Source organism: Klebsiella sp. P1CD1 (assembly GCF_003790505.1).
GTDB lineage: Bacteria > Pseudomonadota > Gammaproteobacteria > Enterobacterales > Enterobacteriaceae > Klebsiella > Klebsiella variicola.
In genome coordinates this window covers 1,192,953-1,218,101 of record NZ_CP033631.1, presented here as the reverse complement: position 1 = coordinate 1,218,101, position 25,149 = coordinate 1,192,953, and the positions used below count along the sequence as shown (strand labels likewise).

General features: G+C 58.1%; 27 protein-coding genes and 1 pseudogene. 19 read left to right on the top strand and 9 right to left on the bottom strand.

Features of this window, described 5'->3' with window-relative positions; translation table 11 throughout:
- Positions 1 to 69 precede the first annotated feature (69 nt).
- Positions 70 to 369, top strand: coding sequence for an ArsR/SmtB family transcription factor (locus tag DTA24_RS06180; protein WP_039102458.1), 300 nt, complete (start codon positions 70 to 72; stop codon positions 367 to 369).
- A gap of 7 nt (positions 370 to 376) precedes the next feature.
- A pseudogene (locus DTA24_RS06175) lies at positions 377 to 923 on the top strand (rhodanese family protein).
- On the opposite strand, the gene lpxO reads toward DTA24_RS06175, so the two are convergent.
- Positions 904 to 1,806: a lipid A hydroxylase LpxO gene (gene lpxO / locus DTA24_RS06170; RefSeq protein WP_012967381.1), complete on the bottom strand. Its 903-nt coding sequence runs from the start codon at positions 1,804 to 1,806 to the stop codon at positions 904 to 906. The pseudogene DTA24_RS06175 and the gene lpxO sit on opposite strands and share 20 nt — an antisense overlap.
- Before the next feature lie 205 nt (positions 1,807 to 2,011).
- On the opposite strand from lpxO, the gene DTA24_RS06165 reads away from it, so the two are divergent.
- Positions 2,012 to 2,191, top strand: a complete 180-nt coding sequence (locus tag DTA24_RS06165) for a hypothetical protein (RefSeq protein ID WP_012540801.1) — start codon at positions 2,012 to 2,014, stop codon at positions 2,189 to 2,191.
- Positions 2,192 to 2,269: 78 nt separating this feature from the next.
- Here the strand turns inward: DTA24_RS06165 and stpA are convergent, their stop codons facing one another.
- Complete coding sequence (gene stpA / locus DTA24_RS06160; RefSeq protein WP_008806130.1) at positions 2,270 to 2,671, bottom strand: DNA-binding protein StpA; 402 nt, start codon at positions 2,669 to 2,671, stop codon at positions 2,270 to 2,272.
- A 728-nt stretch (positions 2,672 to 3,399) separates the two neighbouring features.
- Between stpA and alaE the strand changes: the two genes are divergently transcribed.
- Positions 3,400 to 3,849, top strand: a complete 450-nt coding sequence (alaE, locus tag DTA24_RS06150; RefSeq protein ID WP_008806131.1) for an L-alanine exporter AlaE — start codon at positions 3,400 to 3,402, stop codon at positions 3,847 to 3,849.
- Between the two features lie 77 nt (positions 3,850 to 3,926).
- Here the strand turns inward: alaE and DTA24_RS06145 are convergent, their stop codons facing one another.
- The gene (locus tag DTA24_RS06145) at positions 3,927 to 4,289 is read right to left on the bottom strand and encodes a DUF2002 family protein (RefSeq protein ID WP_008806132.1); all 363 of its coding nucleotides are present in this window, start codon (positions 4,287 to 4,289) and stop codon (positions 3,927 to 3,929) included.
- 149 nt (positions 4,290 to 4,438) lie between these two features.
- Between DTA24_RS06145 and DTA24_RS06140 the strand changes: the two genes are divergently transcribed.
- The gene (locus DTA24_RS06140) at positions 4,439 to 4,786 is read left to right on the top strand and encodes a DUF883 domain-containing protein (protein ID WP_002914293.1); all 348 of its coding nucleotides are present in this window, start codon (positions 4,439 to 4,441) and stop codon (positions 4,784 to 4,786) included.
- A 118-nt stretch (positions 4,787 to 4,904) separates the two neighbouring features.
- Here DTA24_RS06140 and DTA24_RS06135 read toward each other — a convergent pair whose 3' ends face one another.
- Positions 4,905 to 6,266: a PLP-dependent aminotransferase family protein gene (locus DTA24_RS06135; RefSeq protein WP_022065773.1), complete on the bottom strand. Its 1,362-nt coding sequence runs from the start codon at positions 6,264 to 6,266 to the stop codon at positions 4,905 to 4,907.
- Between the two features lie 88 nt (positions 6,267 to 6,354).
- Between DTA24_RS06135 and DTA24_RS06130 the strand changes: the two genes are divergently transcribed.
- The 14 genes from DTA24_RS06130 (at position 6,355) to leuA (ending at position 20,947) form a co-directional block, all read left to right on the top strand.
- A complete protein-coding gene (locus DTA24_RS06130) occupies positions 6,355 to 6,786 on the top strand; it encodes a carboxymuconolactone decarboxylase family protein (RefSeq protein WP_012540797.1) in 432 nt (143 codons plus the stop codon).
- 183 nt (positions 6,787 to 6,969) lie between these two features.
- Positions 6,970 to 7,215 (top strand): glutaredoxin-like protein NrdH, encoded by a 246-nt coding sequence (gene nrdH / locus DTA24_RS06125; protein ID WP_012540796.1) that lies wholly within the window; start codon positions 6,970 to 6,972, stop codon positions 7,213 to 7,215.
- Positions 7,212 to 7,622 carry a class Ib ribonucleoside-diphosphate reductase assembly flavoprotein NrdI gene (gene nrdI, locus DTA24_RS06120; RefSeq protein WP_008806136.1) on the top strand — a complete coding sequence of 137 codons (411 nt, stop codon included), beginning with the start codon at positions 7,212 to 7,214 and terminating at the stop codon, positions 7,620 to 7,622. The genes nrdH and nrdI overlap by 4 nt, the downstream gene beginning before the upstream one ends.
- Entirely contained in the window at positions 7,595 to 9,736 is a 2,142-nt protein-coding gene (nrdE, locus tag DTA24_RS06115) for a class 1b ribonucleoside-diphosphate reductase subunit alpha (RefSeq protein ID WP_008806137.1), read from the top strand. The genes nrdI and nrdE overlap by 28 nt, the downstream gene beginning before the upstream one ends.
- Before the next feature lie 10 nt (positions 9,737 to 9,746).
- A complete protein-coding gene (gene nrdF, locus DTA24_RS06110; protein WP_008806138.1) occupies positions 9,747 to 10,709 on the top strand; it encodes a class 1b ribonucleoside-diphosphate reductase subunit beta in 963 nt (320 codons plus the stop codon).
- Between the two features lie 357 nt (positions 10,710 to 11,066).
- A complete protein-coding gene (gene proV / locus DTA24_RS06105) occupies positions 11,067 to 12,269 on the top strand; it encodes a glycine betaine/L-proline ABC transporter ATP-binding protein ProV (protein ID WP_008806139.1) in 1,203 nt (400 codons plus the stop codon).
- Positions 12,262 to 13,329 (top strand): glycine betaine/L-proline ABC transporter permease ProW, encoded by a 1,068-nt coding sequence (gene proW / locus DTA24_RS06100; protein ID WP_008806140.1) that lies wholly within the window; start codon positions 12,262 to 12,264, stop codon positions 13,327 to 13,329. The genes proV and proW overlap by 8 nt, the downstream gene beginning before the upstream one ends.
- 78 nt (positions 13,330 to 13,407) lie before the next feature.
- Positions 13,408 to 14,406: a glycine betaine/L-proline ABC transporter substrate-binding protein ProX gene (proX, locus tag DTA24_RS06095; protein WP_008806141.1), complete on the top strand. Its 999-nt coding sequence runs from the start codon at positions 13,408 to 13,410 to the stop codon at positions 14,404 to 14,406.
- A gap of 183 nt (positions 14,407 to 14,589) precedes the next feature.
- The gene (locus DTA24_RS06090; RefSeq protein ID WP_008806142.1) at positions 14,590 to 15,336 is read left to right on the top strand and encodes an AzlC family ABC transporter permease; all 747 of its coding nucleotides are present in this window, start codon (positions 14,590 to 14,592) and stop codon (positions 15,334 to 15,336) included.
- Positions 15,326 to 15,661 (top strand): L-valine transporter subunit YgaH, encoded by a 336-nt coding sequence (gene ygaH / locus DTA24_RS06085; RefSeq protein ID WP_008806143.1) that lies wholly within the window; start codon positions 15,326 to 15,328, stop codon positions 15,659 to 15,661. The genes DTA24_RS06090 and ygaH overlap by 11 nt, the downstream gene beginning before the upstream one ends.
- Positions 15,662 to 15,751: 90 nt before the next feature.
- Positions 15,752 to 16,282 carry a transcriptional repressor MprA gene (mprA, locus tag DTA24_RS06080; RefSeq protein WP_002914337.1) on the top strand — a complete coding sequence of 177 codons (531 nt, stop codon included), beginning with the start codon at positions 15,752 to 15,754 and terminating at the stop codon, positions 16,280 to 16,282.
- Positions 16,283 to 16,407: 125 nt separating this feature from the next.
- A complete protein-coding gene (emrA, locus tag DTA24_RS06075; RefSeq protein WP_008806144.1) occupies positions 16,408 to 17,580 on the top strand; it encodes a multidrug efflux MFS transporter periplasmic adaptor subunit EmrA in 1,173 nt (390 codons plus the stop codon).
- Between the two features lie 15 nt (positions 17,581 to 17,595).
- The gene (gene emrB / locus DTA24_RS06070; protein WP_008806145.1) at positions 17,596 to 19,134 is read left to right on the top strand and encodes a multidrug efflux MFS transporter permease subunit EmrB; all 1,539 of its coding nucleotides are present in this window, start codon (positions 17,596 to 17,598) and stop codon (positions 19,132 to 19,134) included.
- Between the two features lie 136 nt (positions 19,135 to 19,270).
- On the top strand, positions 19,271 to 20,947 hold the full coding sequence (gene leuA / locus DTA24_RS06065) for a 2-isopropylmalate synthase (protein ID WP_008806146.1): 1,677 nt from the start codon (positions 19,271 to 19,273) through the stop codon (positions 20,945 to 20,947).
- Here the strand turns inward: leuA and DTA24_RS06060 are convergent.
- The 5 genes from DTA24_RS06060 to yqaB all read right to left on the bottom strand — a co-directional run bounded on the left by DTA24_RS06060 (position 20,926) and on the right by yqaB (position 25,039).
- Positions 20,926 to 21,693: an AraC family transcriptional regulator gene (locus DTA24_RS06060; RefSeq protein ID WP_032736324.1), complete on the bottom strand. Its 768-nt coding sequence runs from the start codon at positions 21,691 to 21,693 to the stop codon at positions 20,926 to 20,928. The genes leuA and DTA24_RS06060 overlap by 22 nt on opposite strands.
- Before the next feature lie 52 nt (positions 21,694 to 21,745).
- Positions 21,746 to 22,261: an S-ribosylhomocysteine lyase gene (gene luxS / locus DTA24_RS06055; RefSeq protein ID WP_002914351.1), complete on the bottom strand. Its 516-nt coding sequence runs from the start codon at positions 22,259 to 22,261 to the stop codon at positions 21,746 to 21,748.
- 163 nt (positions 22,262 to 22,424) lie between these two features.
- A complete protein-coding gene (gshA, locus tag DTA24_RS06050; protein WP_008806148.1) occupies positions 22,425 to 23,981 on the bottom strand; it encodes a glutamate--cysteine ligase in 1,557 nt (518 codons plus the stop codon).
- Positions 23,982 to 24,047: 66 nt separating this feature from the next.
- The gene (locus DTA24_RS06045) at positions 24,048 to 24,476 is read right to left on the bottom strand and encodes a YqaA family protein (RefSeq protein ID WP_008806149.1); all 429 of its coding nucleotides are present in this window, start codon (positions 24,474 to 24,476) and stop codon (positions 24,048 to 24,050) included.
- The gene (gene yqaB / locus DTA24_RS06040) at positions 24,473 to 25,039 is read right to left on the bottom strand and encodes a fructose-1-phosphate/6-phosphogluconate phosphatase (RefSeq protein WP_004174701.1); all 567 of its coding nucleotides are present in this window, start codon (positions 25,037 to 25,039) and stop codon (positions 24,473 to 24,475) included. Before yqaB ends, DTA24_RS06045 begins: the two co-directional genes overlap by 4 nt.
- Positions 25,040 to 25,149: the final 110 nt, after the last annotated feature.

Sequence of the window (25,149 nt, the reverse complement as noted above, 5' to 3'; positions counted from 1 at the left end):
GATAAAAAGTGCTGGCGCAGGGGATGTTTTTATTTTAGAGTTATCTAAATTTAGAAAAAGCTAAAATATATGACCACACCTGAAGACCTGCAGGCCCGCGCCGGAGAAGCCGCCGCGCTGATGAAAGCCATGAGCAATCCTCACCGATTGCTGATCCTGTGCATGCTGTGCGATGCGCCGCGGGCCAGCGCCGGTGAACTATCGCGCGCTACCGGCCTGAGCCCTTCTGCCACCTCGCAGCACCTTGCGCGGATGCGTGACGAGGGGCTGATCGACAGCGAGCGCGATGCCCAGCGTATCCACTATTTCATCACCCACCCTGCGGTACAGCAGGTGATCAACACGCTGAAAATGCTCTATTGCCCGTGAGGATCCTATGACCATCGCTACCTTAAGCCCGGCCGAAGCCCGGGCGCTGATTGCCCAGGGCGCCAGACTGATTGATATCCGTGATGCGGATGAATACGCGCGCGAACATATTCCCGATGCCGAACTGGTGCCGCTGGCCAGCCTGACCAACGGTGCGACCCTCAATGCCCGGGCCGGAGAGACAGTCATCTTTCACTGCCAGGCGGGTTCCCGGACGCAGAATAACGCGATTCGCCTGGCCGCCGCCGCCGCACCGGCGCAGGCAAGCCTGCTGGCCGGGGGGATTCAGGGCTGGAGGGCCGCGGGGTTCCCGGTTGAGGAGGATAAATCCAAGCCGCTGCCGCTGATGCGCCAGGTACAAATTGCCGCTGGCGTCCTGATTTTACTCGGTGTACTGCTGGGCTATACCGTGAGCAGCGGCTTCTTCCTGCTCAGCGGCGCGGTCGGCGCCGGGCTCACCTTCGCCGGGGTGACCGGCTTTTGCGGCATGGCGCGTCTGCTGGCGATCATGCCCTGGAACCGGCGTCATGAGGGTTAAAACGCACTCCAGATAAGCCAGGCAATGCCGCCGAACAGCAGCCATTTAACGATGTAATAGACCGTCTTATTCCATTTTTTCAGCCGCTTGCCGACAATGCGGATCTGGTAGATATAGCGAAACGCCCGGTTAATCCCGCCAATGCGATCGCCGGTATCATTGGGCGCCGAGGCGGCGCTCATCAGATGACGTCCCAGCCAGTGGTTCACCTGCTGCGCCCAGCGGTAGCGCATGGGCCGTTCAATATCACAGAACAGAATCAGCCGATTCTCACCGCTGGTATTTTCCGCATAGTGAATATAGGTCTCATCAAACAGCACCCCTTCCCCATCGCGCCAGCTGTAGCGCTGGCCATCCACCTCGATAAAGCAGCGGTCATCGTTCGGCGTCGCCAGGCCGAGATGAAAGCGCAGCGAACCGGCGTAGGGATCGCGGTGGCGCGGCAGACGGCTGCCGTCTGGCAGGGTGGCGAACATGGCCGCTTTCACCGACGGGATATCGCGCAGTAGCGCGGTGGTGTGTGGACAGAGCTGGCTGGCGGAGGGATGGGCATCCTCATACCATTTCAGATAAAAACGTTTCCAGCCGGTTTTAAAAAATGAGTTAAATCCGGCATCGTTATATTTATCGGCCGCTTTAATCTGCTCCAGCTGCTGAAGGTGGAGACCTTCATCGCGAATTACCTGCCAGTTCTGCTGCAATATCGCCAGCTCGGGAAACATCTCCGGGCGCAGATATGGCGTATTCGGCACGCGGGAAAATAAATACATAAATCCATTCAGCGGAGCAGTAAATGTTGAATGATCGGAGAGCTGTCGCCAGAAACGATAGCGCACCCGCCCGCGATAATGGACATACAGAACAGCAATAACAATGATCAATAGAACGATATACTTCATGGTGTCTTTCCTGACCTGATTGATGGTAACCCTACCCTCGCCGTCCCCCCTTCTCAGCAGCGGTATGGCGCCAGCAAAACATTAACAACATTAATACATATACCCCCAAATTGTTTTAACAAAAAACAGCACAGCCAGTGTTCACTGGCCAGTCGTTGAGCTATGGTTGAGGTTCATCCAGGATGTTAACCGTGAGGAGTGAATGATGTTTTCTGTCGGCGATCTGGTACAACCGCGTGCGGGTGGACCAAAACTGAAAGTGGTTGAAGTACAGGGAGAACAGCTGGTGGTGGTTCAGGCCGCGCAAGAGCAGGGCGAGCGCTATACGCTGAACTCAGAAGAGGTGACGCCATACCAGGAAGAGGGCGACTTTGGCGTCTGCTAAAGCCCCTCTCCCGGAGAGTGATAAGGCCGGACGGAACGGCGGGTCTCCCCCACTGTCCTGATACCGGCCGGATCGGCTTTAAATGAGGAAACTGTCCAGCGATTTGCCCTGAGCAACCGCCTGAGCAATCGGCTTCGGCATTCTTCCCTGACCGGTCCAGGTTTTTTCTGCGCCAGTATGATCGGTATAACGATATTTCGCCGGGCGCGGTTGCCGCTTTTTCCCTACCGCCATCGACGGCTGAATATCGGCCACGAGGTCGTCAGGAGAAATACCGTCGGCGCGCATCAGCTCAAGCCAGGTATTCACTTTTTCCTGATATTCCGCCTGCTGCTGCGCCGCCAGCTGCTGTTGCGTACGTTTTTCTTCAGTGACGATCCTGAGCTTTTCCAGCATCTCTTCAAGCACGTCAATGGAGAATTCACGGGACAGGGTACGCAGTGAACGGATATTATTCAGTTTGTGTAACATTAAAGACATAAAATTAAGAAATCCCAGATAACCAATTAAAAGATACAACGCGGCAAGTGTAATGGAAACACTTATTTATTTCCAGCCTTCGGTTGTCCAGATAAATATATTATGCAAAGAGTAAACCTTTTCCGCCTGCCCTATATCGGCAAATCCCCGGTTCTTTTTCGCCAGCGCAGGCCAACAAGACCATGAATAAATAAAAGCGGCGGATGGTAAGATATGAAAATATATTCAGCAGGCGATATTACCTTTATGGTCAGCGGTTTATCCTCTTATCGTCGGCGGATGCGCAGGCCCTCTCCACACGGCCTAATGAATAGTTACCCAGCCAATCAGAATAAAACGCCACACGTCATTTTAGAATTTTTCACCACAAAAACCGGCATAATGGCATAAAAACATCTTAACGAGACCTTCATCACAGGCTCACGCGATTTTGCGCCACAGCGGGCGGTCAGACGCCGCCTCCCTGGTCAGATATCATGCAAAAACGTCAAGTAACCAACTGAAATTAAAGACATTTAACAAAACCAGCAATAAAAGTAGCGTAACGGGCAGAAAACCAACTGTCGCAGAGTATTTTATCGACAAAAAGACAATAAATAAAAATTTATAGCTAGTTGCCACTTTTAATGCAGAGATATACTCTACGCACATCAAAACAGGCAGCCCAAAAACGCTATACCAACGCGCATTTTTCGGCGTTATTGACTTCATTTTCGAGGAGCACTCCGATGTTCTCTGCGCACTCCCGCTTGCGGCATGCGGTTGCAGACACCTTTGCGATGGTGGTTTACTGCACCGTCGTCAACATGATGATCGAAATTTTTCTCTCTGGTATGACGTTTGAGCAGTCGTTATCGTCGCGCCTGGTGGCGATCCCGGTCAACATTATTATTGCCGTGCCCTATGGTTTTTATCGCGACTTTGCGATGCGTCAGGCCCGGCGCATTAGCCCGGCAGGCTGGATGAAAAATATGGCCGACGTGCTGGCCTACGTCACTTTCCAGTCGCCAGTGTATGTCGCGATATTGTGGAGCGTAGGTGCAGACTGGCACCAGATTGTCGCTGCAGTGAGCTCAAACCTGGCGGTATCGATGATGATGGGCGCTGCTTACGGCTACTTCCTCGACTATTGCCGCCGCCTGTTCCGCGTGGCCCCCTACCAGCAGGCGAAAGCCTGACCGACGCTATTCCAGCGACTGGCCCTGCCAGTCGCGCTCTCATCAGCCTGCTCCGCCCCGGTTCCTCAACCACCGTATTAATTTGTCGACATCGCCGGCTGGGCTTCGCCAAATAGTCCATTCAGAAAACGCTCAAGCGCCATCCGTGAGCTAAATCCGTGCGGAATACCATAATGCTGCTGCGCATCTCCGGCTAAATACAGCGGAAATTGTTCATAATGGTCGCAGGTTTTGATATCTGAGGCCGGTTCGGCCAACATATTGCTACGCTCTTTGAGCGCTGGATGAATAATTAACGCTGTCCGCCCCATGCGCGCTTCGCGGTTCACATAAACATAATTATCGCCTCGGCGATAGCCGTACGCTTTTTGCGTCACAACATCCATGGTGAAGCCGGCTTTTTCAAGAACACGCGCCACCTCATCGGGTCTTAAATACATACTGATTCCTCGTTATCTTTTACCGCACATTGACCTTACCTTATTCGTTAAGCGCAGTGCTTTCGGAATATTCCAGAAACCACAGCAGTAAGCATAATTCAAAATCTTGTCCTACACTTACTCACTCGATGGAATTAAGGGAGATAACGATGGCTAACCATGTGAACCGCAACAATTTTGACGAGAATGCTGAGGATATCCATAACGATGTCAGTCAATTAGCGGATACGCTGGAAGAGGTGCTGAAATCGTGGGGCAGTGACGCGAAAGAGGAAGCCGAAGCGGCGCGCGTTAAAGCTCAGTCGCTGCTGAAAGAGACCCGTGCCCGCCTCAATGGTCACAACCGGGTGCAGCAGGCGGCGCTGGATGCCCGTCAGGCAGCCTGTGATGCGCTGGGCTGCGCCGATACCTACGTGCGCAATAAACCCTGGCACAGCGTCGGCGCCGCAGCCGCCGTCGGGGTATTTATTGGCGTATTGCTCAATTTACGTCGATAATAGAGACAGCGTCAGCTTCCGCGCGCGCCTGGCGAGCGGAAGCCCGCGAGCTTCACGGAATCTAATGAAGATAACAAATACGCGTCAGCCCCTGCGCGCCTCTGGCCGCAGGGGTTTTTTATGCGCCATCGTTCGCGATCGCCTCTCTGAGCCGCCGGGCCAGCGCATCGGCCATCGCCGCTGAGCGAATATTGGTAAAACTCATCAGTAATCCCCCCTCGCCTGCATGGCGAAGACGCCAGTCGCTCAGCGCCTGCACCGCCAGCCCGGCCTCAACCGCCTGCCGGGCCAGCAGGCGATCGTTGCCGCTGACCGGCATGACCAGCTGAATGCCCCCCTGCTGCGGCGTGACCTGAAAGCCCTGCGCCTGCAGGGCCGACTCCAGCCACTGTCGGCGCTGGCTATAGCTGGCGCGCATTTTTTTCAGATGACGCCAGAAATGTCCCTGCTGGATAAAATCCGCCAGCGTCTGCTGCCACAGAGTAGGAACGGTGCAGGGCTGGCGCTCCGCCGTCTGATGAAAACGCGCCGCCAGCGGGGTCGGCACCACAAGCCAGGCGGTGCGCAGCGCCGGAAACATCGACTTACTGAAAGTGCCGGCGTAGATAACCCGCTGCGGCGCATCGAGGCTTTTCACTGGCGGCAGCGGTTTGCCGTGATAGCGAAACTCACTATCGTAATCGTCCTCAATAATCCACGCGTCGCGCGCTGTCGCCCACGCCAGCAGCTGGCGACGCCGGGGCAGCGACAGCGCGACCCCCAGCGGGCTCTGGTGTGCCGGGGTGAGCAGGGCAAACCGCGCTTGAGGGTGATGCCGCAAGCCCCAGCCAACATCCATTCCTTCGTCGTCCACCGGGATCGCATCCACCACCAGCTGCCTGGCCTCAACGACCGGGCGGATAAAGGGATACCCCGGATCCTCCATCCACATATGCTGCCCCGGCTGCGCCAGCGTACGCAGGATAAGATCCATGGAGGTAGCATAGTTGCCGGTAATCAGCACCTGCTCCGGCTGGCAGTCAATACTGCGCGACAGGCGCAGATACTCCACGATCGCCTGGCGCAGAAGCGGGTCGCCGCCGGGATCGCCGGGGGCAAGGTCGAACCGCGACTGCGTCCGCAGCCGACGACCCATCACTCGCGCCCACAGCCCGCGCGGAAAGAGATCCAGCGCCGGCAGCCCCATCTGAAAGGGCAACGGGTCCGTCGAGGCGGCTGATTGCGCTGGCGTTACCGGCGCCAGCTGGCGCGGACTGAGCCGCTCGCTGACAAAGGTCCCCGCCTGCCCACGCCGCTCAAGCCACCCCTGGGCGACCAGTTCACCCCAGGCGTTTTCGATAGTCGCCCGGGAGACACCCTGCTCCTGGGCAAACACCCGGCTGGCGGGCAGACGGCTGCCCGGGGTCAGTTCGCCCCGTTCAATTGCCGATTTCAGCTGGCGGGCAATACGCTGATAAAGAGGGAGGTGGATCGCTTCCATTATGGTCTGCTTTTTTCATCACAATATGGCTATCTTTTGCAGTCCATTATAGTGCTATTTTGGCTGCCGTCTTAGAGAGGAGAACACCATGAGCCAATTACGTCAGCCATTCAGTGAACTGAGCCCGGAAGTCTATAAAGGGCTGGTACAGGCCAGCATCGCGCTGGAGAAAAGCGAGCTGGGCAGCGCCCTGGTAGAGCTGGTTTATTTACGCGTCTCGCAGATCAACGGCTGCGCCTTCTGCCTTGAGAAGCACAGCCAGGCGCTGCGCAAGGGCGGTATGGCGCAAAGCAAACTGGATGCCCTGGCGGGCTGGCGGGTAAGCGCCCACTTCACACCTGGCGAACGCGCAGCGCTGGCGTGGGCCGAGTCGGTCACCGACATTGCCGCCAGCCATGCGGAAGATGACGTTTACCTGCCGCTGCGCGAACATTTTACCCCGCGTCAGATAAGCGATCTGACCTTAGCCATCAGCCTGATGAACGCTTTCAACCGACTCGCCGTCGCCATGCGTCTGTAGTTCCGCACAGCCTTCCCCCTCCTCCGCCGAATTGTCCCGGCGGGGGATTTCCTTGCTAAAAACGCTATATATTGAGTGGTTGAACTTTCAAACAACTACATCTAGTATTTCCTTATCGAATGACCCACAACGTTCGACGCTGCGTTTAGCGCCGTGCTGTTATCTTAAATGGAAATACGAATCATGCGCATTATTATTTACACTCGAAATGACTGCGTGCAGTGCCATGCCACACGGCGAGCCATGGAGAGCCGAGGACTGGCCTTTGAAATGGTGAACGTCGACCAGCAGCCGGATGCAGCTGACACCCTGCGCGAGCAGGGATTTCGCCAGCTGCCGGTGGTGATCGCCGGTGAGCTACGCTGGAGCGGCTTCCGCCCGGATATGATCAATCGCCTGCGCCCCTCCGTCACGGCGGCCAGCGCATGAGCCTCATCGTCTACTTCTCCAGCCGTTCGGAGAATACCCATCGCTTTGTGCAGCGCCTGGGGCTGCCGGCGGTGCGCATTCCGCTGAACGAGCGCGAACATCTCCAGGTAGACGAACCCTATATTCTCATCGTTCCCAGCTATGGCGGCGGCGGTACGGCCGGCGCGGTACCGCGTCAGGCGATCCGCTTTTTAAACGACGTGCATAACCGCCAGCTGATCCGCGGGGTGATTGCCGCTGGCAATCGCAACTTTGGCGACGCCTGGGGGCGTGCCGGGGAGGTCATCGCGCAAAAATGCGCCGTGCCCTATCTCTACCGCTTCGAGCTGATGGGAACCCCCGACGATATCGACAACGTGCGTAAAGGAGTCAGCGAATTTTGGCAACGACAACCGCAGAACGTATAACCGCCGCGGCGGATTTTCACGCCCTCAACGCGATGCTGAATTTGTACGACAGCGAGGGTCGCATACCGTTTGAGAAAGATCGCCAGGCGGTGGAGGTCTTTATGACCGCCCAGATACAGCCCAACACCCTCAGTTTTGTCAGCCAGGAGGATAAACTCACCTGGCTCGTTCGTGAGGGCTATTACGATCCGCAGGTGCTGGCCGGCTATGACCGCGCGTTTGTGCTGGCATTGTTCGCCCATGCCCGGCGCGCCGCGTTTCGCTTTCAGACCTTCCTCGGCGCCTGGAAGTTCTATACCAGCTACGCGCTGAAGACCTTTGACGGCAAGCACTACCTCGAGGATTTTGCCGATCGCTGCGTAATGGTGGCGCTGACGCTGGCCCAGGGGGATGACCAGCAGGCGCGGCAGCTAATGGAAGAGATGCTCAGCGGCCGCTTCCAGCCCGCGACCCCCACCTTCCTCAACGCCGGCAAGCAGCAGCGCGGGGAGCTGATCTCCTGCTTCCTGCTGCGCATTGAAGATAATATGGAATCCATCGGCCGGGCGGTTAACTCGGCGCTGCAGCTGTCGAAGCGCGGCGGCGGCGTGGCCTTTTTACTCTCCAACCTGCGCGAGGCCGGGGCGCCGATCAAGCGCATCGAAAATCAGTCCTCCGGGGTGGTGCCGGTGATGAAGATGCTGGAGGACGCCTTCTCCTATGCCAACCAGCTTGGCGCCCGCCAGGGGGCGGGAGCGGTCTGGCTGCATGCGCACCATCCCGATATTTTGCGCTTCCTCGATACCCGGCGTGAGAATGCCGATGAGAAAATCCGCATCAAAACCTTGTCGCTGGGAGTGGTGATCCCCGATATCACCTTCCAGCTGGCAAAAGAAGACGCGCAGATGGCCCTGTTCTCGCCGTATGACGTCGAGCGGCTGTACGGTAAACCCTTCGCCGACTGCGCCATCGGCGATCTCTATCCGCAGCTGGTGGCCGACGAACGGGTCCGCAAGCGCTGGATCCGCGCCCGCGACCTTTTCCAGCGCCTGGCGGAGATCCAGTTTGAGTCCGGCTATCCGTACATCATGTTTGAAGATACCGTCAATCGCGCCAATCCGGTGGCCGGACGGATCACCATGAGCAATCTGTGTTCGGAAATTCTGCAGGTCAGTACGCCATCCACCTATGATGAGAACCTCAGTTACGCCCATATCGGCGAGGATATCTCCTGCAACCTCGGCTCGCTGAACATCGCCCATACCATGGACTCGCCGGATTTTGCCCGCACTATCGCCACCGCGGTGCGCGCCCTGACCGCGGTATCCGATATGAGCGACATACAGTCGGTTCCCTCGGTGGCGGCCGGCAATGCGGCCTCCCACGCCATCGGCCTGGGGCAGATGAATCTGCACGGCTACCTGGCGCGAGAAGGGATTGCCTACGGCAGTCCGGAGGGGCTGGACTTCACCAATATCTATTTTTACACCGTGACCTGGCATGCCCTGCACACCTCGATGCTGCTGGCCCGCGAGCGCGGCCAGCGCTTCGCTGGCTTCGAACAGTCACGCTACGCCAGCGGGGCGTACTTCGACAAATATCTGCAGGAGGAGTGGCAGCCGAAAACCGAACGGGTGCGCGCACTGTTCGCCCGCGCCGGTATCCCCCTGCCCGACCGGGAAAGCTGGCGCCAGCTGCGCGACGATGTCATGCGCTATGGCATCTATAACCGTTATCTGCAGGCGGTGCCGCCCACCGGGTCGATCTCGTACATCAACCATGCCACCTCCAGCATTCATCCGATCGTCTCGAAGATTGAGATCCGCAAAGAGGGGAAGACCGGGCGGGTGTACTACCCCGCGCCGTTTATGAATAACGACAATCTGGCCCTTTATCAGGATGCGTACGAGATAGGGCCCCAGAAGATCATTGACACCTACGCCGAGGCGACGCGCCACGTCGATCAGGGGCTGTCGTTGACGCTGTTCTTCCCGGATACCGCCACCACCCGCGATATCAACAAGGCGCAAATCTACGCCTGGAAGAAAGGCATTAAGACCCTCTACTACATCCGTCTGCGCCAGCTGGCGCTGGAAGGCACTGAAATTGAAGGCTGCGTGTCCTGCGCACTGTAAGGAGAACAGGATGACCCATTTAACGCGCATCAGCGCTATCAACTGGAACCGCATTGATGACGACAAAGATCTTGAGGTCTGGAATCGTCTCACCAGCAACTTCTGGCTACCGGAGAAAGTGCCGCTGTCAAACGACATTCCCGCCTGGCAAACCCTCAGCGCGGCGGAGCAGCAGTTGACCATTCGCGTCTTCACCGGGCTGACGCTGCTCGACACCATTCAGAACACGGTCGGCGCGCCGGCGCTGATGGCGGACGCGCTGACCCCGCATGAGGAGGCGGTGCTGTCGAACATCAGCTTTATGGAAGCGGTTCATGCCCGCTCTTACAGCTCCATTTTTTCCACGCTGTGCCACAGCAAAGAGGTGGATGCCGCCTTCGCCTGGAGTGAAAGCTGCGAACCCCTGCAGCGCAAGGCGCAACTGATGCTGGGCTACTATCAGGCCGACGAGCCGCTGAAGAAAAAAATCGCCAGCGTGTTCCTCGAATCCTTTCTCTTCTACTCCGGCTTCTGGCTGCCAATGCACTTCTCCAGCCGGGGAAAACTGACCAATACCGCGGATCTGATCCGTCTGATCATTCGCGATGAAGCGGTACATGGCTATTACATTGGCTACAAGTATCAGAAAGGACTGGAGATCGTCAGCCCCGGAAAGCGCGAAGAACTGAAAAATTTCGCCCTCGATCTGCTGATGGATCTTTACGACAACGAGCTGGCCTACAGTCGGGAACTGTACGGCGAGAGCGGCTGGTTTGACGACGTCAGCGCTTTCCTGTGCTACAACGCCAACAAAGCGCTGATGAACCTCGGTTATGAAGCGCTGTTTCCGGCGGAGATGGCAGCGGTTAACCCGGCGATCCTCGCCGCGCTGTCGCCTAACGCCGATGAAAACCACGACTTTTTCTCCGGCTCCGGCTCCTCGTACGTGATAGGCAAAACGGAAGAAACCGCCGACGACGATTGGGACTTTTAACCGTACTTTCACCAGGAATATGGCGGGCTGGTTCCTGGTGATCTATTTCGCAGAAAAGTGGGTTCATCTGCCAAATATTCTCTCCATCGCATAACCGTCATCACTCCGTCATATTTAACAGAAAACTGGTCCATTTCAGTCGAATTATCCAGAGATAATCAAAAAATATTACCCACAACAAATTGACGCTCAGCCCTTATATCACGGGGGCTGCGCCACCCTATCCCTCACGCCATTTTGCCGAGAGTTTGCCATTGAGGGTTGTCACAGAATCTGAGTATGTTAGGGTGTAAAAAGATCATAATCACCATCGGGTATCGTATCGCAATAAACAAATAACAGGAACTTCTCTATTGCATGGCAATTAAATTAGAAATCAAAAATCTTTATAAGATATTTGGCGAGCACCCAAACCGGGCTTTCAAATATATTGAGAAAGGACTCAACAAAGCGCAAATACTGGAAAAAACGGGGCTGTCGCTTGGCGTCAAAGACGCCAGTCTGGCCATTGAAGAAGGCGAGATATTCGTCATCATGGGGCTCTCCGGCTCGGGGAAATCCACCATGGTTCGCCTTCTCAATCGCCTGATTGAACCCACCCGCGGCCAGGTGCTGATTGACGGGGTCGACATCGCCAAAATGTCGGATGCCGAGCTGCGCGAGGTGCGTCGCAAGAAAATTGCGATGGTATTTCAGTCCTTTGCGCTGATGCCACACATGAGCGTGCTCGACAACACGGCGTTTGGTATGGCGCTTGCCGGCGTCCCGACCGCCGAACGAGAGCAAAAAGCGCGGGAGGCGCTGCGTCAGGTGGGGCTGGAGAATTATGCCCATGCCTGGCCGGATGAACTCTCCGGCGGGATGCGTCAGCGCGTCGGTTTAGCTCGCGCGCTGGCGATTAATCCCGATATTCTGTTAATGGATGAAGCCTTCTCCGCGCTCGACCCGCTCATTCGCACCGAAATGCAGGATGAGCTCATCAAATTACAGGCGAAGCATCAACGCACTATCGTCTTTATTTCTCATGACCTTGATGAAGCCATGCGAATTGGCGATCGCATTGCCATTATGCAAAATGGCGAAGTGGTCCAGGTCGGTACGCCGGATGAAATACTGAATAATCCGGCCAATGATTATGTGCGCACCTTCTTCCGCGGCGTGGATATTAGCCAGGTCTTCAGCGCCAAAGATATTGCCCGCCGCAGCCCGGTTGGATTGATTCGTAAAACCCCAGGTTTTGGCCCCCGCTCCGCGCTGAAATTATTACAGGATGAAGACCGGGAATATGGCTATGTCATCGAACGCGGAAATCGCTTTGTCGGGATTGTCTCGATCGATTCTCTGAAAACCGCGCTCAGCGTCGGCCAGGGGATCGAGGCGGCGCTGATTGACGCCCCGCTGGCGGTGGAGGCGCAAACGCCGCTCAGCGATCTGCTCTCCCACGTCGGCCACGCCCCGTGCGCCGTCCCGGTGGTGGATGAAGAACAACAATACATTGGCATCATTTCCAAACGAATGCTGCTCCAGGCTTTAGATCGCGAGGGGGTGAATCATGGCTGATCAAACTAATCCGTGGGACAGCGCCCCGGCAACCGACAGCGCTGCGCAGGCCGCCGACGCCTGGGGTGGCGCCTCTACTGCCGCGCCGGCCAACGGCGGCGGCGCCGACTGGCTGCACAGCGCGCCCGCGCCGCAGCCGGAATCGTTCAACATCATGGACCCGTTCCATAAAACGCTGATCCCGCTCGACAGCTGGGTCACCCACGCTATCGACTGGATCGTGCTGCACTTCCGTCCGCTATTCCAGGGGATCCGCGTGCCGATCGACTACATCCTCAGCGCCTTCCAGCAGCTGTTGTTGGGGATGCCAGCGCCGGTGGCGATTATCGTCTTCGCGCTGATCGCCTGGCAGATCTCCAGCCTCGGCATGGGGGTCGCCACCCTGGTTTCGCTGATTGCCATCGGCGCTATCGGCGCCTGGTCGCAGGCGATGGTCACCCTGGCGCTGGTCCTCACCGCCCTGCTGTTCTGCATGGTTATCGGCCTGCCGCTGGGTATTTGGCTGGCGCGCAGCCCGCGGGCGGCAAAAATTATCCGCCCGCTGCTCGATGCCATGCAGACCACGCCGGCCTTCGTCTACCTGGTGCCGATCGTGATGCTGTTCGGCATCGGCAACGTGCCTGGCGTGGTAGTGACGATTATCTTCGCCTTGCCGCCGATCGTCCGCCTGACAATTCTCGGGATAAACCAGGTGCCCGCGGATCTGATCGAAGCGTCGCGCTCGTTTGGCGCCAGCCCGCGCCAGCTGTTGTTTAAGGTTCAGCTGCCGCTGGCGATGCCCACCATCATGGCCGGGGTAAACCAGACGCTGATGCTGGCCCTGTCGATGGTGGTGATCGCCTCGATGATCGCCGTCGGCGGTCTTGGCCAGATGGTGCTGCGCGGCATCGGCCGCCTGGATATGGGTCTCGCCACCGTCGGCGGAGTGGGGATCGTGATCCTCGCGATTATTCTTGACCGCCTCACCCAGGCCGTCGGTCGCGACGCCCGCAGTCGCGGCAACCGCCGCTGGTACACCACCGGCCCACTGGGGCTTATCACTCGCCCTTTCTGTCGATAAGTCGATAACAGCGCCGCTCCCCGGCACCAGCCGAGGCCGGGGGGTCGCTCTTCCCGTTAAACAATAAGAGGAACCACCATGCGACATCGTACGATGATGGCCACCGCCGCCTTTGCCACCCTGATCGCCACCAGCACCTTCGCCGCCGACCTGCCGGGCAAAGGGATTACCGTGAAGCCTGCCCAGAGCACTATTTCGGAAGAGACCTTCCAGACCCTGCTGGTCAGTCGCGCGCTGGAGAAGCTAGGCTACACCGTCGAGAAACCGAGCGAAGTGGACTATAACGTTGCCTATACCTCGATTGCCGCCGGGGATACCACCTTTATCGCCACCAACTGGCAGCCGCTGCACGATGACATGTACGCCGCGGCAGGCGGTGATAACAAATTCTATCGTAAAGGGGTGTATGTCTCAGGTGCCGCCCAGGGCTATCTGATCGATAAAAAAACCGCCGAGCAGTACCACATCACCTCCATCGATCAGCTTAAAGATCCGCAGATCGCCAAACTGTTTGATACCAATAACGACGGTAAAGCGGATCTCACCGGCTGTACGCCAGGCTGGGGCTGCGAAGCGGTGATTAACCACCAGATTGACGCCTATGGCCTGAGCAAAACCGTCACCCATAACCAGGGCAACTACGCGGCGATGATGGCTGACACCATCGCCCGCTATAAAGAGGGTAAACCGGTGCTCTACTACACCTGGACGCCGTACTGGGTCAGCGACGTGCTGAAACCTGGCAAAGACGTCGTCTGGCTGCAAGTGCCGTTCTCCTCCCTGCCGGGCGAGCAGAAAAACATCGACACCAAACTGGCCAACGGCGCCAACTATGGCTTCCCGGTGAACACAATGCACATCGTCGCCAACAAAGCCTGGGCCGAGAAAAATCCGGCCGCCGCCACCCTGTTTAGCGTCATGAAGCTGCCGATCGCCGACATCAACGCCGAGAATGCGATGATGCACGAAGGCCATGCTTCCGAAGCCGACATTAACGGTCATGTCGATGGCTGGATCAAAGCCCACCAGCCGCTGTTCGACAGCTGGGTGAAAGCGGCGCTCGCCGCGCAGCAGTAACCCTGCCTCCCGGATAAGGCGCTCCGTCTTATCCGGGCTCCCTTTCCCTCGTTGCTCGCAGCACAGAGTATGGAAAAGCGGATTCCAGGAATTTCCATAGTGTTAAGGCGCGTCGCGCTCTGTTAAGGTGGACCCATCGGTCAATTTGTCACCTTCACATGGATCCAGCGATAAGTTATTCATATGGAAAACCCCGCGCCCTTAACCTGTGCCTTACCTGAACGTGTCGCCACCGTCGGCGAAGGCATCAAAGACAGTCTCCCCATCGTTATCAGCTACCTGCCGGTGGCTTTCGCCTTCGGACTGAACGCCACCCGGCTGGGATTCACCCCGCTGGAAAGCCTGTTTTTCTCCTGCATTATTTACGCCGGCGCCAGCCAGTTTGTGATCACCGCCATGCTGGCCGCCGGCAGTTCGCTGTGGGTCGCCGCCCTGACGGTGATGGCGATGGATGTCCGCCACGTGCTGTATGGTCCCTCATTGCGCAGCCGCATTCGCTCAGCGCTGGATAAAAAGAAAACCGCCCTCTGGGCCTTCGGCCTGACCGATGAGGTTTTCGCCGCGGCCACCGCCAGGCTGGTTCGCGATAACCGCCGCTGGAGCGAAAACTGGATGCTCGGTCTCGCTTTTACTTCCTGGGCATCGTGGGTGTGCGGCACGCTGGCCGGCGCCTGGTCCGGTAACGGCCTGCTGGTGGATTATCCCGCGGTGGAGGCCGCGCTCGGCTTTATGCTGCCGGCGCTGTTTATGAGCTTCCTGCTGGCCTCATTCCAGCGCCAGCAGTCACTCTGCGTCACGGCAGCCCTGGCGGGCGCGCTGGGTGGCATTTTGTTATTTTCCATTCCGGCGGCCATCCTCGCCGGGATTGTCTGCGGGTGTCTGACGGCGCTGGTCCAGGCCATGCTTAAGGGGATGCCGGATGAACAGTGAAGTCCTTCTGCTCGGGGTGATAGTCGGCAGCGTGAATTATCTGTTTCGCTATCTTCCCCTGCGCCTGCGCGCCGGCCATGCCCGGCCTGCCCGCCGTGGCCCGGTCAGCGTGCTGCTGGATACCATCGGCATCGCCTCGATTTGCGCGCTGCTGGTGGTCTCCAGCGTGCCGGAGATCCTCGCCGATGCCCATCGCCTGGCGCCGACGCTGATCGGCTTCCTGGTGCTGGGGGCCGCCTTCTGGAAAACCCGCAGCATTATTGTCCCGACGCTGCTGTCGGCGTTGGCCTACGGTCTGGCATGGAAAATCACCAGCGGACTCTAAGCTTTACGTATCAATTTTAGTCAATAATTCATTTGATTTATTTGTCACAATAGTTATTATATCGGCTGTAATTAATGAGGTCATACCCAAATGGATAGTTCGTTTACTCCCATTGAGCAAATGCTCAAATTCCGCGCCAGCCGCCATGAAGATTTCCCGTTCCAGGAGATCCTGTTAACTCGTCTTTGCATGCATATGCAAGGTAAGCTGCTGGAAAATCGCAATAAAATGCTCAAAGCGCAGGGAATTAACGAGACATTATTTATGGCGCTGATTACGCTGGAGTCACAGGAAAACCACAGCATCCAGCCGTCCGAGCTGAGTTGCGCGCTGGGCTCGTCGCGTACCAACGCCACCCGTATCGCTGATGAACTGGAAAAACGCGGCTGGATTGAACGTCGCGAGAGCGATAACGATCGCCGCTGTCTGCATCTGCAACTGACCGAAAAGGGTCATCAGTTTTTGCGTGAAGTCCTGCCACCGCAGCATAACTGCCTGCATCAGCTGTGGTCTTCACTCAGCACCAGCGAAAAAGATCAGCTCGAACATATCACCCGCAAACTCCTGAGCCGCCTTGACCAGATGGAAGAAGAAGGCGTGCTGGCGGACTCTCTACGCTAAGGGCGGCGTCGCTCAGCCCATTTTTACGTTGCAAGGAAAACAGCCAGGCCAGCAGATCTCTGCTGGCCTTTCTGATAAACAGGTCGGCTCAGCCGATGTGAAATAATAAGATCGTGGAGAATAACATGAGCGCAAATGCGGAGAGCCAAACCCCGCAGCAACCAGGCAGCAAAAAAGGAAAGCGCAAAGGCGCACTCCTGTTGCTGACATTGCTCTTTATTATTATTGCCGTGGCATATGGGATTTACTGGTTTCTGGTACTGCGTCATTACGAAGAGACCGACGATGCCTACGTGGCAGGGAACCAGGTACAAATTATGGCCCAGGTCTCAGGCAGCGTGACCAAAGTCTGGGCTGACAACACGGACTACGTGCAGAAAGGCGATCCGCTGGTGACGCTCGATCAGACCGATGCCCAGCAGGCGTTTGAGAAAGCCAAAACGCAGCTGGCCGCCAGCGTGCGTCAAACCCGTCAGCAGATGATCAACAGCAAGCAGTTGCAGGCGAATATTGACGTCAAAAAGACCGCCCTCGCCCAGGCGCAGGCTGACCTGAATCGCCGCATCCCGCTGGGCGCCGCGAACCTGATCGGCCGCGAAGAGTTGCAGCACGCCCGCGATACCGTCGCCAGCGCGCAGGCCGAACTCGACGTGGCAATCCAGCAATACAACGCCAACCAGGCGATCGTGCTGGGCACCAAACTGGAACAGCAGCCGGCGGTGCTGCAGGCGGCCACCGAAGTGCGTAACGCCTGGCTGGCCCTGCAGCGTACGCAAATCGTCAGCCCGATTAGCGGCTACGTTTCCCGTCGCTCGGTACAGCCTGGGGCGCAGATCGGCACCACCACGCCGCTGATGGCGGTGGTCCCGGCGACCAACCTGTGGATCGACGCCAACTTTAAAGAGACCCAGCTGGCGCACATGCGCATCGGCCAGCCGGCCACCGTGATCAGCGACATCTATGGCGATGACGTGAAATACACCGGCAAAGTGGTCGGCCTCGATATGGGCACCGGCAGCGCCTTCTCCCTGCTGCCGGCGCAGAACGCCACCGGTAACTGGATCAAAGTGGTACAGCGCCTGCCGGTCCGTATTGAGCTGGATGAAAAACAGCTGGCGGAACACCCGCTGCGCATCGGCCTCTCCACGCTGGTGGAGGTCAACACCACCGATCGCGATGGCGAAATGCTGGCCAGCCAGGTGCGAAGCTCCCCGGTTTACGAGAGCAATGCCCGCGAAATCGCGCTTGAGCCGGTTAATAAACTGATCGACGAGATCATTCAGGCCAACGCCGGATAATTCGGGGTGAGCGTAATGCAACAGCAAAAACCGCTCGAAGGCGCGCAACTGGTCATTATGACCATTGCGTTGTCGCTGGCGACGTTCATGCAGGTGCTGGACTCCACGATCGCCAACGTGGCGATCCCAACCATTGCCGGTAACCTTGGCTCGTCGCTGAGCCAGGGGACGTGGGTCATCACCTCGTTCGGGGTGGCCAACGCCATCTCCATCCCCATTACCGGCTGGCTGGCGAAGCGCGTCGGCGAGGTGAAGCTCTTCGTCTGGTCGACGGTGGCATTCGCTATCGCCTCCTGGGCCTGTGGGGTGTCGAACAGCCTGACGATGCTGATTTTCTTCCGCGTCATTCAGGGGATCGTCGCCGGTCCGCTGATCCCGCTGTCGCAGAGCCTGTTGCTCAGCAACTACCCACCGGCGAAGCGGTCGATTGCGCTGGCCCTGTGGTCAATGACCGTGATCGTCGCGCCGATCTGTGGCCCGATTCTCGGCGGCTATATCAGCGATAACTACCACTGGGGCTGGATCTTCTTCATCAACGTGCCGATTGGTATCGCAGTGGTGATCATGACGCTGCAAACCCTGCGCGGGCGCGAAACCCGTACCGAACAGCGACGTATCGACGGCGTCGGGCTGGCGTTGCTGATTATCGGTATCGGTAGCCTGCAGGTGATGCTCGACCGCGGTAAAGAGCTCGACTGGTTCGCTTCCAACGAGATTATCATCCTGACCATCGTGGCGGTGGTGGCGATAAGCTTCCTGATTGTCTGGGAGCTGACTGACGATAACCCGATAGTCGACCTGTCGCTGTTTAAGTCGCGCAACTTCACCATCGGCTGTTTGTGTATCAGCCTGGCCTATATGCTCTACTTCGGCGCTATCGTACTGCTGCCGCAGCTGTTGCAGGAGGTCTACGGCTACACCGCTACCTGGGCCGGTTTGGCGTCGGCGCCGGTGGGGGTGATCCCGGTCATTCTGTCGCCGATTATTGGCCGCTTTGCCCATAAGCTCGATATGCGTCGGCTGGTCACCTTCAGCTTTATTATGTATGCCGTCTGCTTCTACTGGCGTGCGTGGACCTTTGAACCGGGTATGGACTTTGGTGCATCGGCGTGGCCGCAGTTTATCCAGGGCTTCGCGGTGGCTTGTTTCTTCATGCCATTGACCACCATCACCCTCTCCGGCCTGCCGCCGGAGCGGCTGGCGGCGGCGTCGAGCTTGTCAAACTTTACCCGAACTCTGGCCGGCTCCATCGGGACCTCGATCACCACCACCATGTGGACCAACCGTGAGGCGCTGCACCATGCGCAGCTCACCGAGTCGGTGACGCCGTTCAACCCCAACGCCCAGCAGATGTACGATCAGCTGCAGGGCATGGGAATGACCCAGCAGCAGGCTTCCGGCTGGATAGCGCAGCAGATAACCAACCAGGGGTTGATTATCTCCGCCAACGAAATCTTCTGGGTTTCGGCGGGGATCTTTATTCTTCTGCTCAGCCTGGTGTGGTTCGCCAGGCCGCCATTCAGTGCCGGCGGCGGCGGCGGGGGCGCACACTAAGCATCAGACTAAGGGACCTGCGGGTCCCTTTTTTATGGCGTCAGATTGTCCAATTCTCGCTAGTTTCTGTCTCGTTTGCGAAAGCTCGCCACCCGGTGCTCGGGCAGGATAAAGGCTGACCATTAAGGAGAACACTATGCTGAGCCATCCTGCTGAAAAGTACCGTCCCTATCCGCCGATTGCCCTGCCCGACCGCCGCTGGCCCGACCGGCAAATCAGCCACGCCCCGCGCTGGCTGTCGACCGACCTGCGCGACGGCAACCAGGCGCTGGCGGAGCCCATGGACAGCGCCCGCAAACTGCAGTTCTGGGATCTGCTGCTGGAGTGCGGTTTTAAAGAGATTGAGGTCGCCTTCCCTTCCGCTTCGCAAACCGATTTCAACTTCGTCCGCCAGCTGATCGACGAGCAGCGCATCCCGGAAGATGTCACCATCCAGGTGCTGACCCAGGCGCGGGATCCGCTGATCCTGCGCACCTTTGAGGCACTGCGCGGCGCCCGCCAGGCCACCGTCCACCTCTACAATGCCACCGCGCCGCTGTTTCGCGAGCTGGTCTTCGGGATGGATAAAGCCGAAGTGATCGCCCTGGCGACCCGCGCCACCCGACTTATCCGCCAGCAGTGCGAACAACAGCCGGAGACCCGCTGGCAATACGAATACTCACCAGAGACCTTCTGCTTTACCGAACCCGAGTTTGCCCTTGAGATTTGCGAGGCGGTGGCGGACGTCTGGCAGCCCTGCGCCGAACGGCCGATGATCGTCAATCTGCCGGCGACGGTGGAAGTGAACACCCCCAACGTCTATGCCGATCAGATCGAGTATTTTTGCCGCCACTTCTCCCGCCGCGGCGAGGTCTGCATCAGCGTGCACCCGCACAACGACCGCGGGACCGGTGTCGCCAGCGCCGAGCTGGCGGTGATGGCCGGCGCCGATCGGGTGGAAGGCTGCCTGTTTGGCAATGGCGAACGCACCGGCAACGTCTGCCTGGTGACGCTGGCCATGAATCTCTACAGCCAGGGCATCGACCCTGAGCTTCGCTTCGAGCAGATGAACCGGGTGGTGGAGGTGGTGGAAAACTGCAACCAGATCCCCGTTCACCCACGCCACCCGTGGGCGGGAAGTCTGGCTTATACCGCCTTCTCCGGCTCCCATCAGGATGCCATCAAAAAAGGGTTTGATGCCCGTCAGCCAGGCGATCCGTGGCAGATGCCCTACCTGCCCATTGATCCACAGGATATTGGCTGTAGCTATGAGGCGGTGATCCGCGTCAACAGCCAGTCGGGAAAAAGCGGCAGCGCCTGGCTTATCGAACAAAACCATGGTCTCAAGCTGCCCCGCGGGCTGCAGCAGGACTTCAGTCAGCATGTACAGCAGGTGACCGATAGCGACGGCAAAGAGATGACCCACCACGCGCTGTGGCAGCTGTTCCGCACGCGCTACGGCCTGCTGGCGCAGCCTGCGCTGACGCTGCTTGATTATCAGAGCGCCAGCCAACAGGATGGCCAGCTTTCGCTGCAGGCGACGCTGCGACACCACGGCGAAACCCGACGCCTGCAGGGCCAGGGCAACGGCCTGCTGTCGGCCGCCGCCAGCGGCCTCAGCGCGCTGCTCAGACAACCGTTTATGATCAAGGACTACCATGAGCATACCCTTGGCGCGCGCAGCGACAGTCGGTCGGTCGCCTATATCCGCTGCGTTTTTCCACAAGGTGAAAGCTACTGGGGAGTGGGTATTGATAATGACGTGGCGCGCGCTTCGCTGCAGGCATTGTGCAATGCGATCAGCGTCGCCGATCAGGTCGAAGGGCGAAAATAGTCGCTGGGGGCGACGCCCATCACCCGACGAAACATGGCGCTGAAGGCGCTGTGGCTGCCGTAGCCCAGCTCCAGCGCCACCCGCAGCACGGAGTGACCCTGCGCCAGGCGAATCAGCGCTTCCATTAGCTTCGCCCGGCGCACCCACTCGCTCCACGTCAGGCTAGTCTGCTGCTGAAAATGGCGGTTAAGGGTTCGCTCACTCATGCTGCACACCTTTGCCGCCTGGCCGCTGCTCCAGGCTTTGCCCGGCGCCTCGCGTACCTGCTGGCACAGCCGACGCAGCGTGTCACTTTGCGGTTCCGGCAGGCCAAACGGCAGGATCGCCATCCCGCGGATCTCATCGAGGATCAGCTCATAAATCCGTTCGTCACGGCTGGCGGGGGCATAGCACTCGGCCAGTCCCAGGGATGAGACGATCAGTTCCCGCAGCAGCGGCGTGATCTGTACGATCTGGCAACCCGCCGGGAGATCGGCGCGCGCCAGCGGATCGATAAACAGGGTGCGCGCCGCCACGTTGCCGGTCATACGCAGCGCGTGCGGCGTTCCCGCCGGCAGCCAGACGCCGCGCCCGGGAGGCACCACCCAGTAACCTGCCGGTGTCGCGACCCGCACCACGCCGCTTAAAATATGCAGCAGCTGGGCGCAGTCATGCTGATGCCAGTCTTCCTGGTCACCGTGGGCATAATCATGGGCAAAAGGCACCAGCGGGCGGTGCTGAAAGGAGAAAGTCGTGGTGGTCGTCATGGCGGCGTCAGGAGAGCGGCCCGGCGACAGGCGTCGGGCCGTGGCGGAAGCACTAGATGTGCAGTTCCTGCAGTTTTTCTTTCGGCAGCGCCAGTTCGTCGTTGCTGTTGATGCGTACATCGCGCTCAATGATATGACGAGCGATGTCCTGGGCCTCTTCCAGCGAGTGCATGGTATAGGTTCCGCACTGGTAGACGTTGAGCTCCGGGATCTGGTTCTGATCTTTCACCTTCAGCACATCGGCCATCGCCGCTTTCCAGGCGTCAGCGACGCGCTGCTCGTCCGGTGTACCAATCAGGCTCATATAGAACCCGGTGCGGCAGCCCATTGGCGAAATGTCGATAATTTCCACGCCATTCCCGTTCAGGTGATCGCGCATAAAGCCCGCGAACAGGTGCTCCAGGGTGTGGATACCGCGTTCCGGCATCACTTCCTGGTTCGGCACGCAGAAGCGCAGATCGAAAACGGTGATTTCATCGCCATGCGGCGTGTTCATTTTCTTCGCGACACGCACCGCTGGGGCTTCCATTCGGGTATGGTCGACTGTGAAACTATCTAACAACGGCATTCGTCACCTCCGGGAGTGATTTTTTTTAAAATAAAATGAACTCTTTGTTCAGCCGCGAGTCTCAGTATATGAAAGACGCGCATTTATTATCATCATCATCCCTGAATCAGAGATGAAAGTTTGGCCACATTGATGTGGCCTTTTTCTTTTGTATCGTCAGCGGCTACGCGTGTCGTGCCAGCAGCGCTTCGAACGGCTCACTGTCTTCCGCTTCCACTTTCTTCTGCCGCGCCACCGATGCCTCGCGCTCGGCGATGAAATCGGCTTCGCTCAGGATCTCCAGCGGCTCTTCCCGCAGCTGCGTCCGATAGCGATCCGCCAATGCACGGCCAGTGCCGCCAATCCCTTCTTCAATCATAGAACGCAGAATGCGGGCTGAGAAGGTTAATTCCGGATCGTCAAAGCAGGCCAGCAGCTCGTCGCAGACCTGCTGATATGCCTGGCCACCGTGGATACTGTCAAGGGTCTGCGCCACGCGGCGTAAATCGCGGAACAGATCTTTGCCCACCTGAGCCAGCGGGAACTGAGCGCTTTCGCAGCCAATCCCCAGCGTTAAGCCCGGCTTACGCCCTTCCAGAATCACCCGATTCCAGTTGGTGCGAGTGCACAGCAGCTCATCGCTGCTCATCTCCGGCGCGTCGGCCAGCGCGCACCAGACCATAAACAGATCGAGGAAACGCACCTGCTGGGCGTCAACGCCGATCGGCGAGAACGGGTTGATATCCAGCGAACGCACTTCAATGTACTCAATGCCACCGCGGAGCAGCGCATCGGACGGGGTTTCGCCCCGACGGGTCACGCGTTTCGGACGGATCGGCGCATAGAGTTCGTTTTCAATCTGCAGGATATTGCTGTTGATCTGCAGATACTTGCCGTCTTTCTGCAGCCCGATTTTAGCGTACTCTTCCGACGGCGTTTTAATCGCCCGCTTCAATCCTGCCACATACTCATGCAGATCGTTAAACGTAATTCCGAGATTGCTTTGCGACTTATTGGTATAACCGAGGTCGCTGAGGCGCAGCGAGGTGGCGTACGGCAGGTAGTACATACCGTTACCCGCTTCCTCAAAAGGCAGCGTCGTCGGTTTCCCTTGCAGGAACGAGGAGCAAATCGCCGGCGAGGCGCCGAACAGATAAGGGATCACCCAGCCAAAACGATAGTAGTTACGAATCGAGCGGAAATAGCCCGCCGAGATAGCTTCTTTACCGCTTTCGACGTCTTCCACGCCACACTTCGCCTGCCAGAACGCCATCGGCAGCGAGAAATTATAGTGCACGCCGGAGATAGTCTGCATCAACGCGCCATAGCGGTTCTTCAGCCCCTCGCGATACAGCGTTTTCAGACGCCCCACGTTTGAGGTGCCGTACTGCGCCAGCTCAATATCCTGACCGGGAGCGATATAGCATGGCATACTCAGCGGCCACATCCGCTCGTCGCCCAGCTGACGCGCGGTATAGCGATGGACATCGCGCATAAAGGTCAGCATATGCTCAATATCGCCATCCACCGGCGTAATGAACTCGAGTAAAGCTTCGGCAAAATCGGTGGTAATCCATTTATGCGTCAGCGCTGAGCCTAACGCCAGAGGGTGACCGGTCGTTGCAAGGGTGCCGTCTGCGTTCACGCGCAGCGTTTCCCGCTCCAGACCACGTTGAATACCCTGCAGAGCCTGCGGATGTTTTTCCAGCCAGGCCAGCGCCTGTGATACGTCCGGGATCAATTTGACCTCCCGCCTGTCGAAATCGTTTGAATAAGCATAATTGTAATGGATGAACTATCAGTCCAATTAGTGCCACCACGTCATGCCCTGAAGCGTCGCTGCTGCAATAACGATATAGCGCAGCGCCTTACCAAGGCATAAGAAAAAGAGTACCGGTCCCCAGGAAATGCGCATCCATCCCGCCAGCAAACACAGTAAATCGCCGACAACCGGCGCCCAGCTCAGTAAGAGCGTGACCGCGCCGTAGCGCTTAAGCCAGCCTGCCGCCCGCTCCTGCCAGCGCGAGGTTTTGCGCAGCGGAAACAAGCGCCCCAGAATAACGTTAGTTACCCCTCCAAGGCTATTGCCGATTGTTGCTATTAATACTAACCACCATGGATGACTGACCCCTGCAAGTAGCATAGCCACCAGCACAACCTCCGAATTACCGGGAAGCAGCGTGGCGCTTAAAAAGCTACTGGCAAACAGCGAGGTGAGTGACAGCGCGTCGCTCACAGCAAACGCACGTCAACAGCGTCCATGCCTGCACGCTTCGCCGCCTGCAGACCAAAGTCGGCATCTTCGAAGACCACGCATTTTTCCGGCGCGACGCCCATGCGCTCGGCGCACAGCAGGAAGGTATCGGGCGCGGGTTTATGGTTGACTACATGATCGGCCGCCACCACCGCAGAGAAGTAATGACGCAGGCCCAGGTGCGCCAGCAGCGCCTCGGCGACGGCGCTTTCGCTGCCGGTACCCACCGACATCGGGCGACGACCATGCCACGCCTTGACCACCTCAATTAGCGGCAACGGGCGTACGCTGTCCAGCAGCATCGCCTTAACCGCCTGGGTTTTTTCCTGCGCCAGGCGATGTGGATCGAGATCCGCCTGGTTGAGTTCAATAATCGCCTGGGCAATCCGCCAGGTTGGTGAGCCATTGAGCGCGACCATCGCCTGTTCGTCGAAACGCATACCGTAGCGGCCCAACACCTCGTTCCATGCCTGCCGATGGGTCGGCTCGGTATCGAGAATGGTGCCATCCATATCAAAGATCAGTCCTGCGTAACCTTCGTACATTGTCTTCTCACCAACCGGTTAATGAATAGTTACTCTATCGCAAAAGCCCGTCGTTGTCGCGGCCAGCGGCTCAAACGACAAAGGCGCCCTCAGGCGCCTTCAGGCATAAA

Excerpts from the sequence above, each read along its gene's own strand:
- DTA24_RS06135 (WP_022065773.1), bottom strand. The coding sequence starts at position 6,266 with ATGGAAGCGATCCACCTCCCTCTTTATCAGCGTATTGCCCGCCAGCTG.
- lpxO (WP_012967381.1), bottom strand. The coding sequence starts at position 1,806 with ATGAAGTATATCGTTCTATTGATCATTGTTATTGCTGTTCTGTATGTC.
- nrdF (WP_008806138.1), top strand. The coding sequence starts at position 9,747 with ATGACCCATTTAACGCGCATCAGCGCTATCAACTGGAACCGCATTGAT.
- proX (WP_008806141.1), top strand. The coding sequence starts at position 13,408 with ATGCGACATCGTACGATGATGGCCACCGCCGCCTTTGCCACCCTGATC.
- mprA (WP_002914337.1), top strand. The coding sequence starts at position 15,752 with ATGGATAGTTCGTTTACTCCCATTGAGCAAATGCTCAAATTCCGCGCC.
- DTA24_RS06145 (WP_008806132.1), bottom strand. The coding sequence starts at position 4,289 with ATGTATTTAAGACCCGATGAGGTGGCGCGTGTTCTTGAAAAAGCCGGC.
- DTA24_RS06060 (WP_032736324.1), bottom strand. The coding sequence starts at position 21,693 with ATGACGACCACCACGACTTTCTCCTTTCAGCACCGCCCGCTGGTGCCT.
- stpA (WP_008806130.1), bottom strand. The coding sequence starts at position 2,671 with ATGTCTTTAATGTTACACAAACTGAATAATATCCGTTCACTGCGTACC.
- luxS (WP_002914351.1), bottom strand. The coding sequence starts at position 22,261 with ATGCCGTTGTTAGATAGTTTCACAGTCGACCATACCCGAATGGAAGCC.
- leuA (WP_008806146.1), top strand. The coding sequence starts at position 19,271 with ATGCTGAGCCATCCTGCTGAAAAGTACCGTCCCTATCCGCCGATTGCC.
- nrdH (WP_012540796.1), top strand. The coding sequence starts at position 6,970 with ATGCGCATTATTATTTACACTCGAAATGACTGCGTGCAGTGCCATGCC.
- DTA24_RS06180 (WP_039102458.1), top strand. The coding sequence starts at position 70 with ATGACCACACCTGAAGACCTGCAGGCCCGCGCCGGAGAAGCCGCCGCG.
- DTA24_RS06140 (WP_002914293.1), top strand. The coding sequence starts at position 4,439 with ATGGCTAACCATGTGAACCGCAACAATTTTGACGAGAATGCTGAGGAT.
- ygaH (WP_008806143.1), top strand. The coding sequence starts at position 15,326 with ATGAACAGTGAAGTCCTTCTGCTCGGGGTGATAGTCGGCAGCGTGAAT.
- DTA24_RS06165 (WP_012540801.1), top strand. The coding sequence starts at position 2,012 with ATGTTTTCTGTCGGCGATCTGGTACAACCGCGTGCGGGTGGACCAAAA.
- proW (WP_008806140.1), top strand. The coding sequence starts at position 12,262 with ATGGCTGATCAAACTAATCCGTGGGACAGCGCCCCGGCAACCGACAGC.
- yqaB (WP_004174701.1), bottom strand. The coding sequence starts at position 25,039 with ATGTACGAAGGTTACGCAGGACTGATCTTTGATATGGATGGCACCATT.
- DTA24_RS06090 (WP_008806142.1), top strand. The coding sequence starts at position 14,590 with ATGGAAAACCCCGCGCCCTTAACCTGTGCCTTACCTGAACGTGTCGCC.
- alaE (WP_008806131.1), top strand. The coding sequence starts at position 3,400 with ATGTTCTCTGCGCACTCCCGCTTGCGGCATGCGGTTGCAGACACCTTT.
- proV (WP_008806139.1), top strand. The coding sequence starts at position 11,067 with ATGGCAATTAAATTAGAAATCAAAAATCTTTATAAGATATTTGGCGAG.
- emrB (WP_008806145.1), top strand. The coding sequence starts at position 17,596 with ATGCAACAGCAAAAACCGCTCGAAGGCGCGCAACTGGTCATTATGACC.
- emrA (WP_008806144.1), top strand. The coding sequence starts at position 16,408 with ATGAGCGCAAATGCGGAGAGCCAAACCCCGCAGCAACCAGGCAGCAAA.
- DTA24_RS06130 (WP_012540797.1), top strand. The coding sequence starts at position 6,355 with ATGAGCCAATTACGTCAGCCATTCAGTGAACTGAGCCCGGAAGTCTAT.
- nrdI (WP_008806136.1), top strand. The coding sequence starts at position 7,212 with ATGAGCCTCATCGTCTACTTCTCCAGCCGTTCGGAGAATACCCATCGC.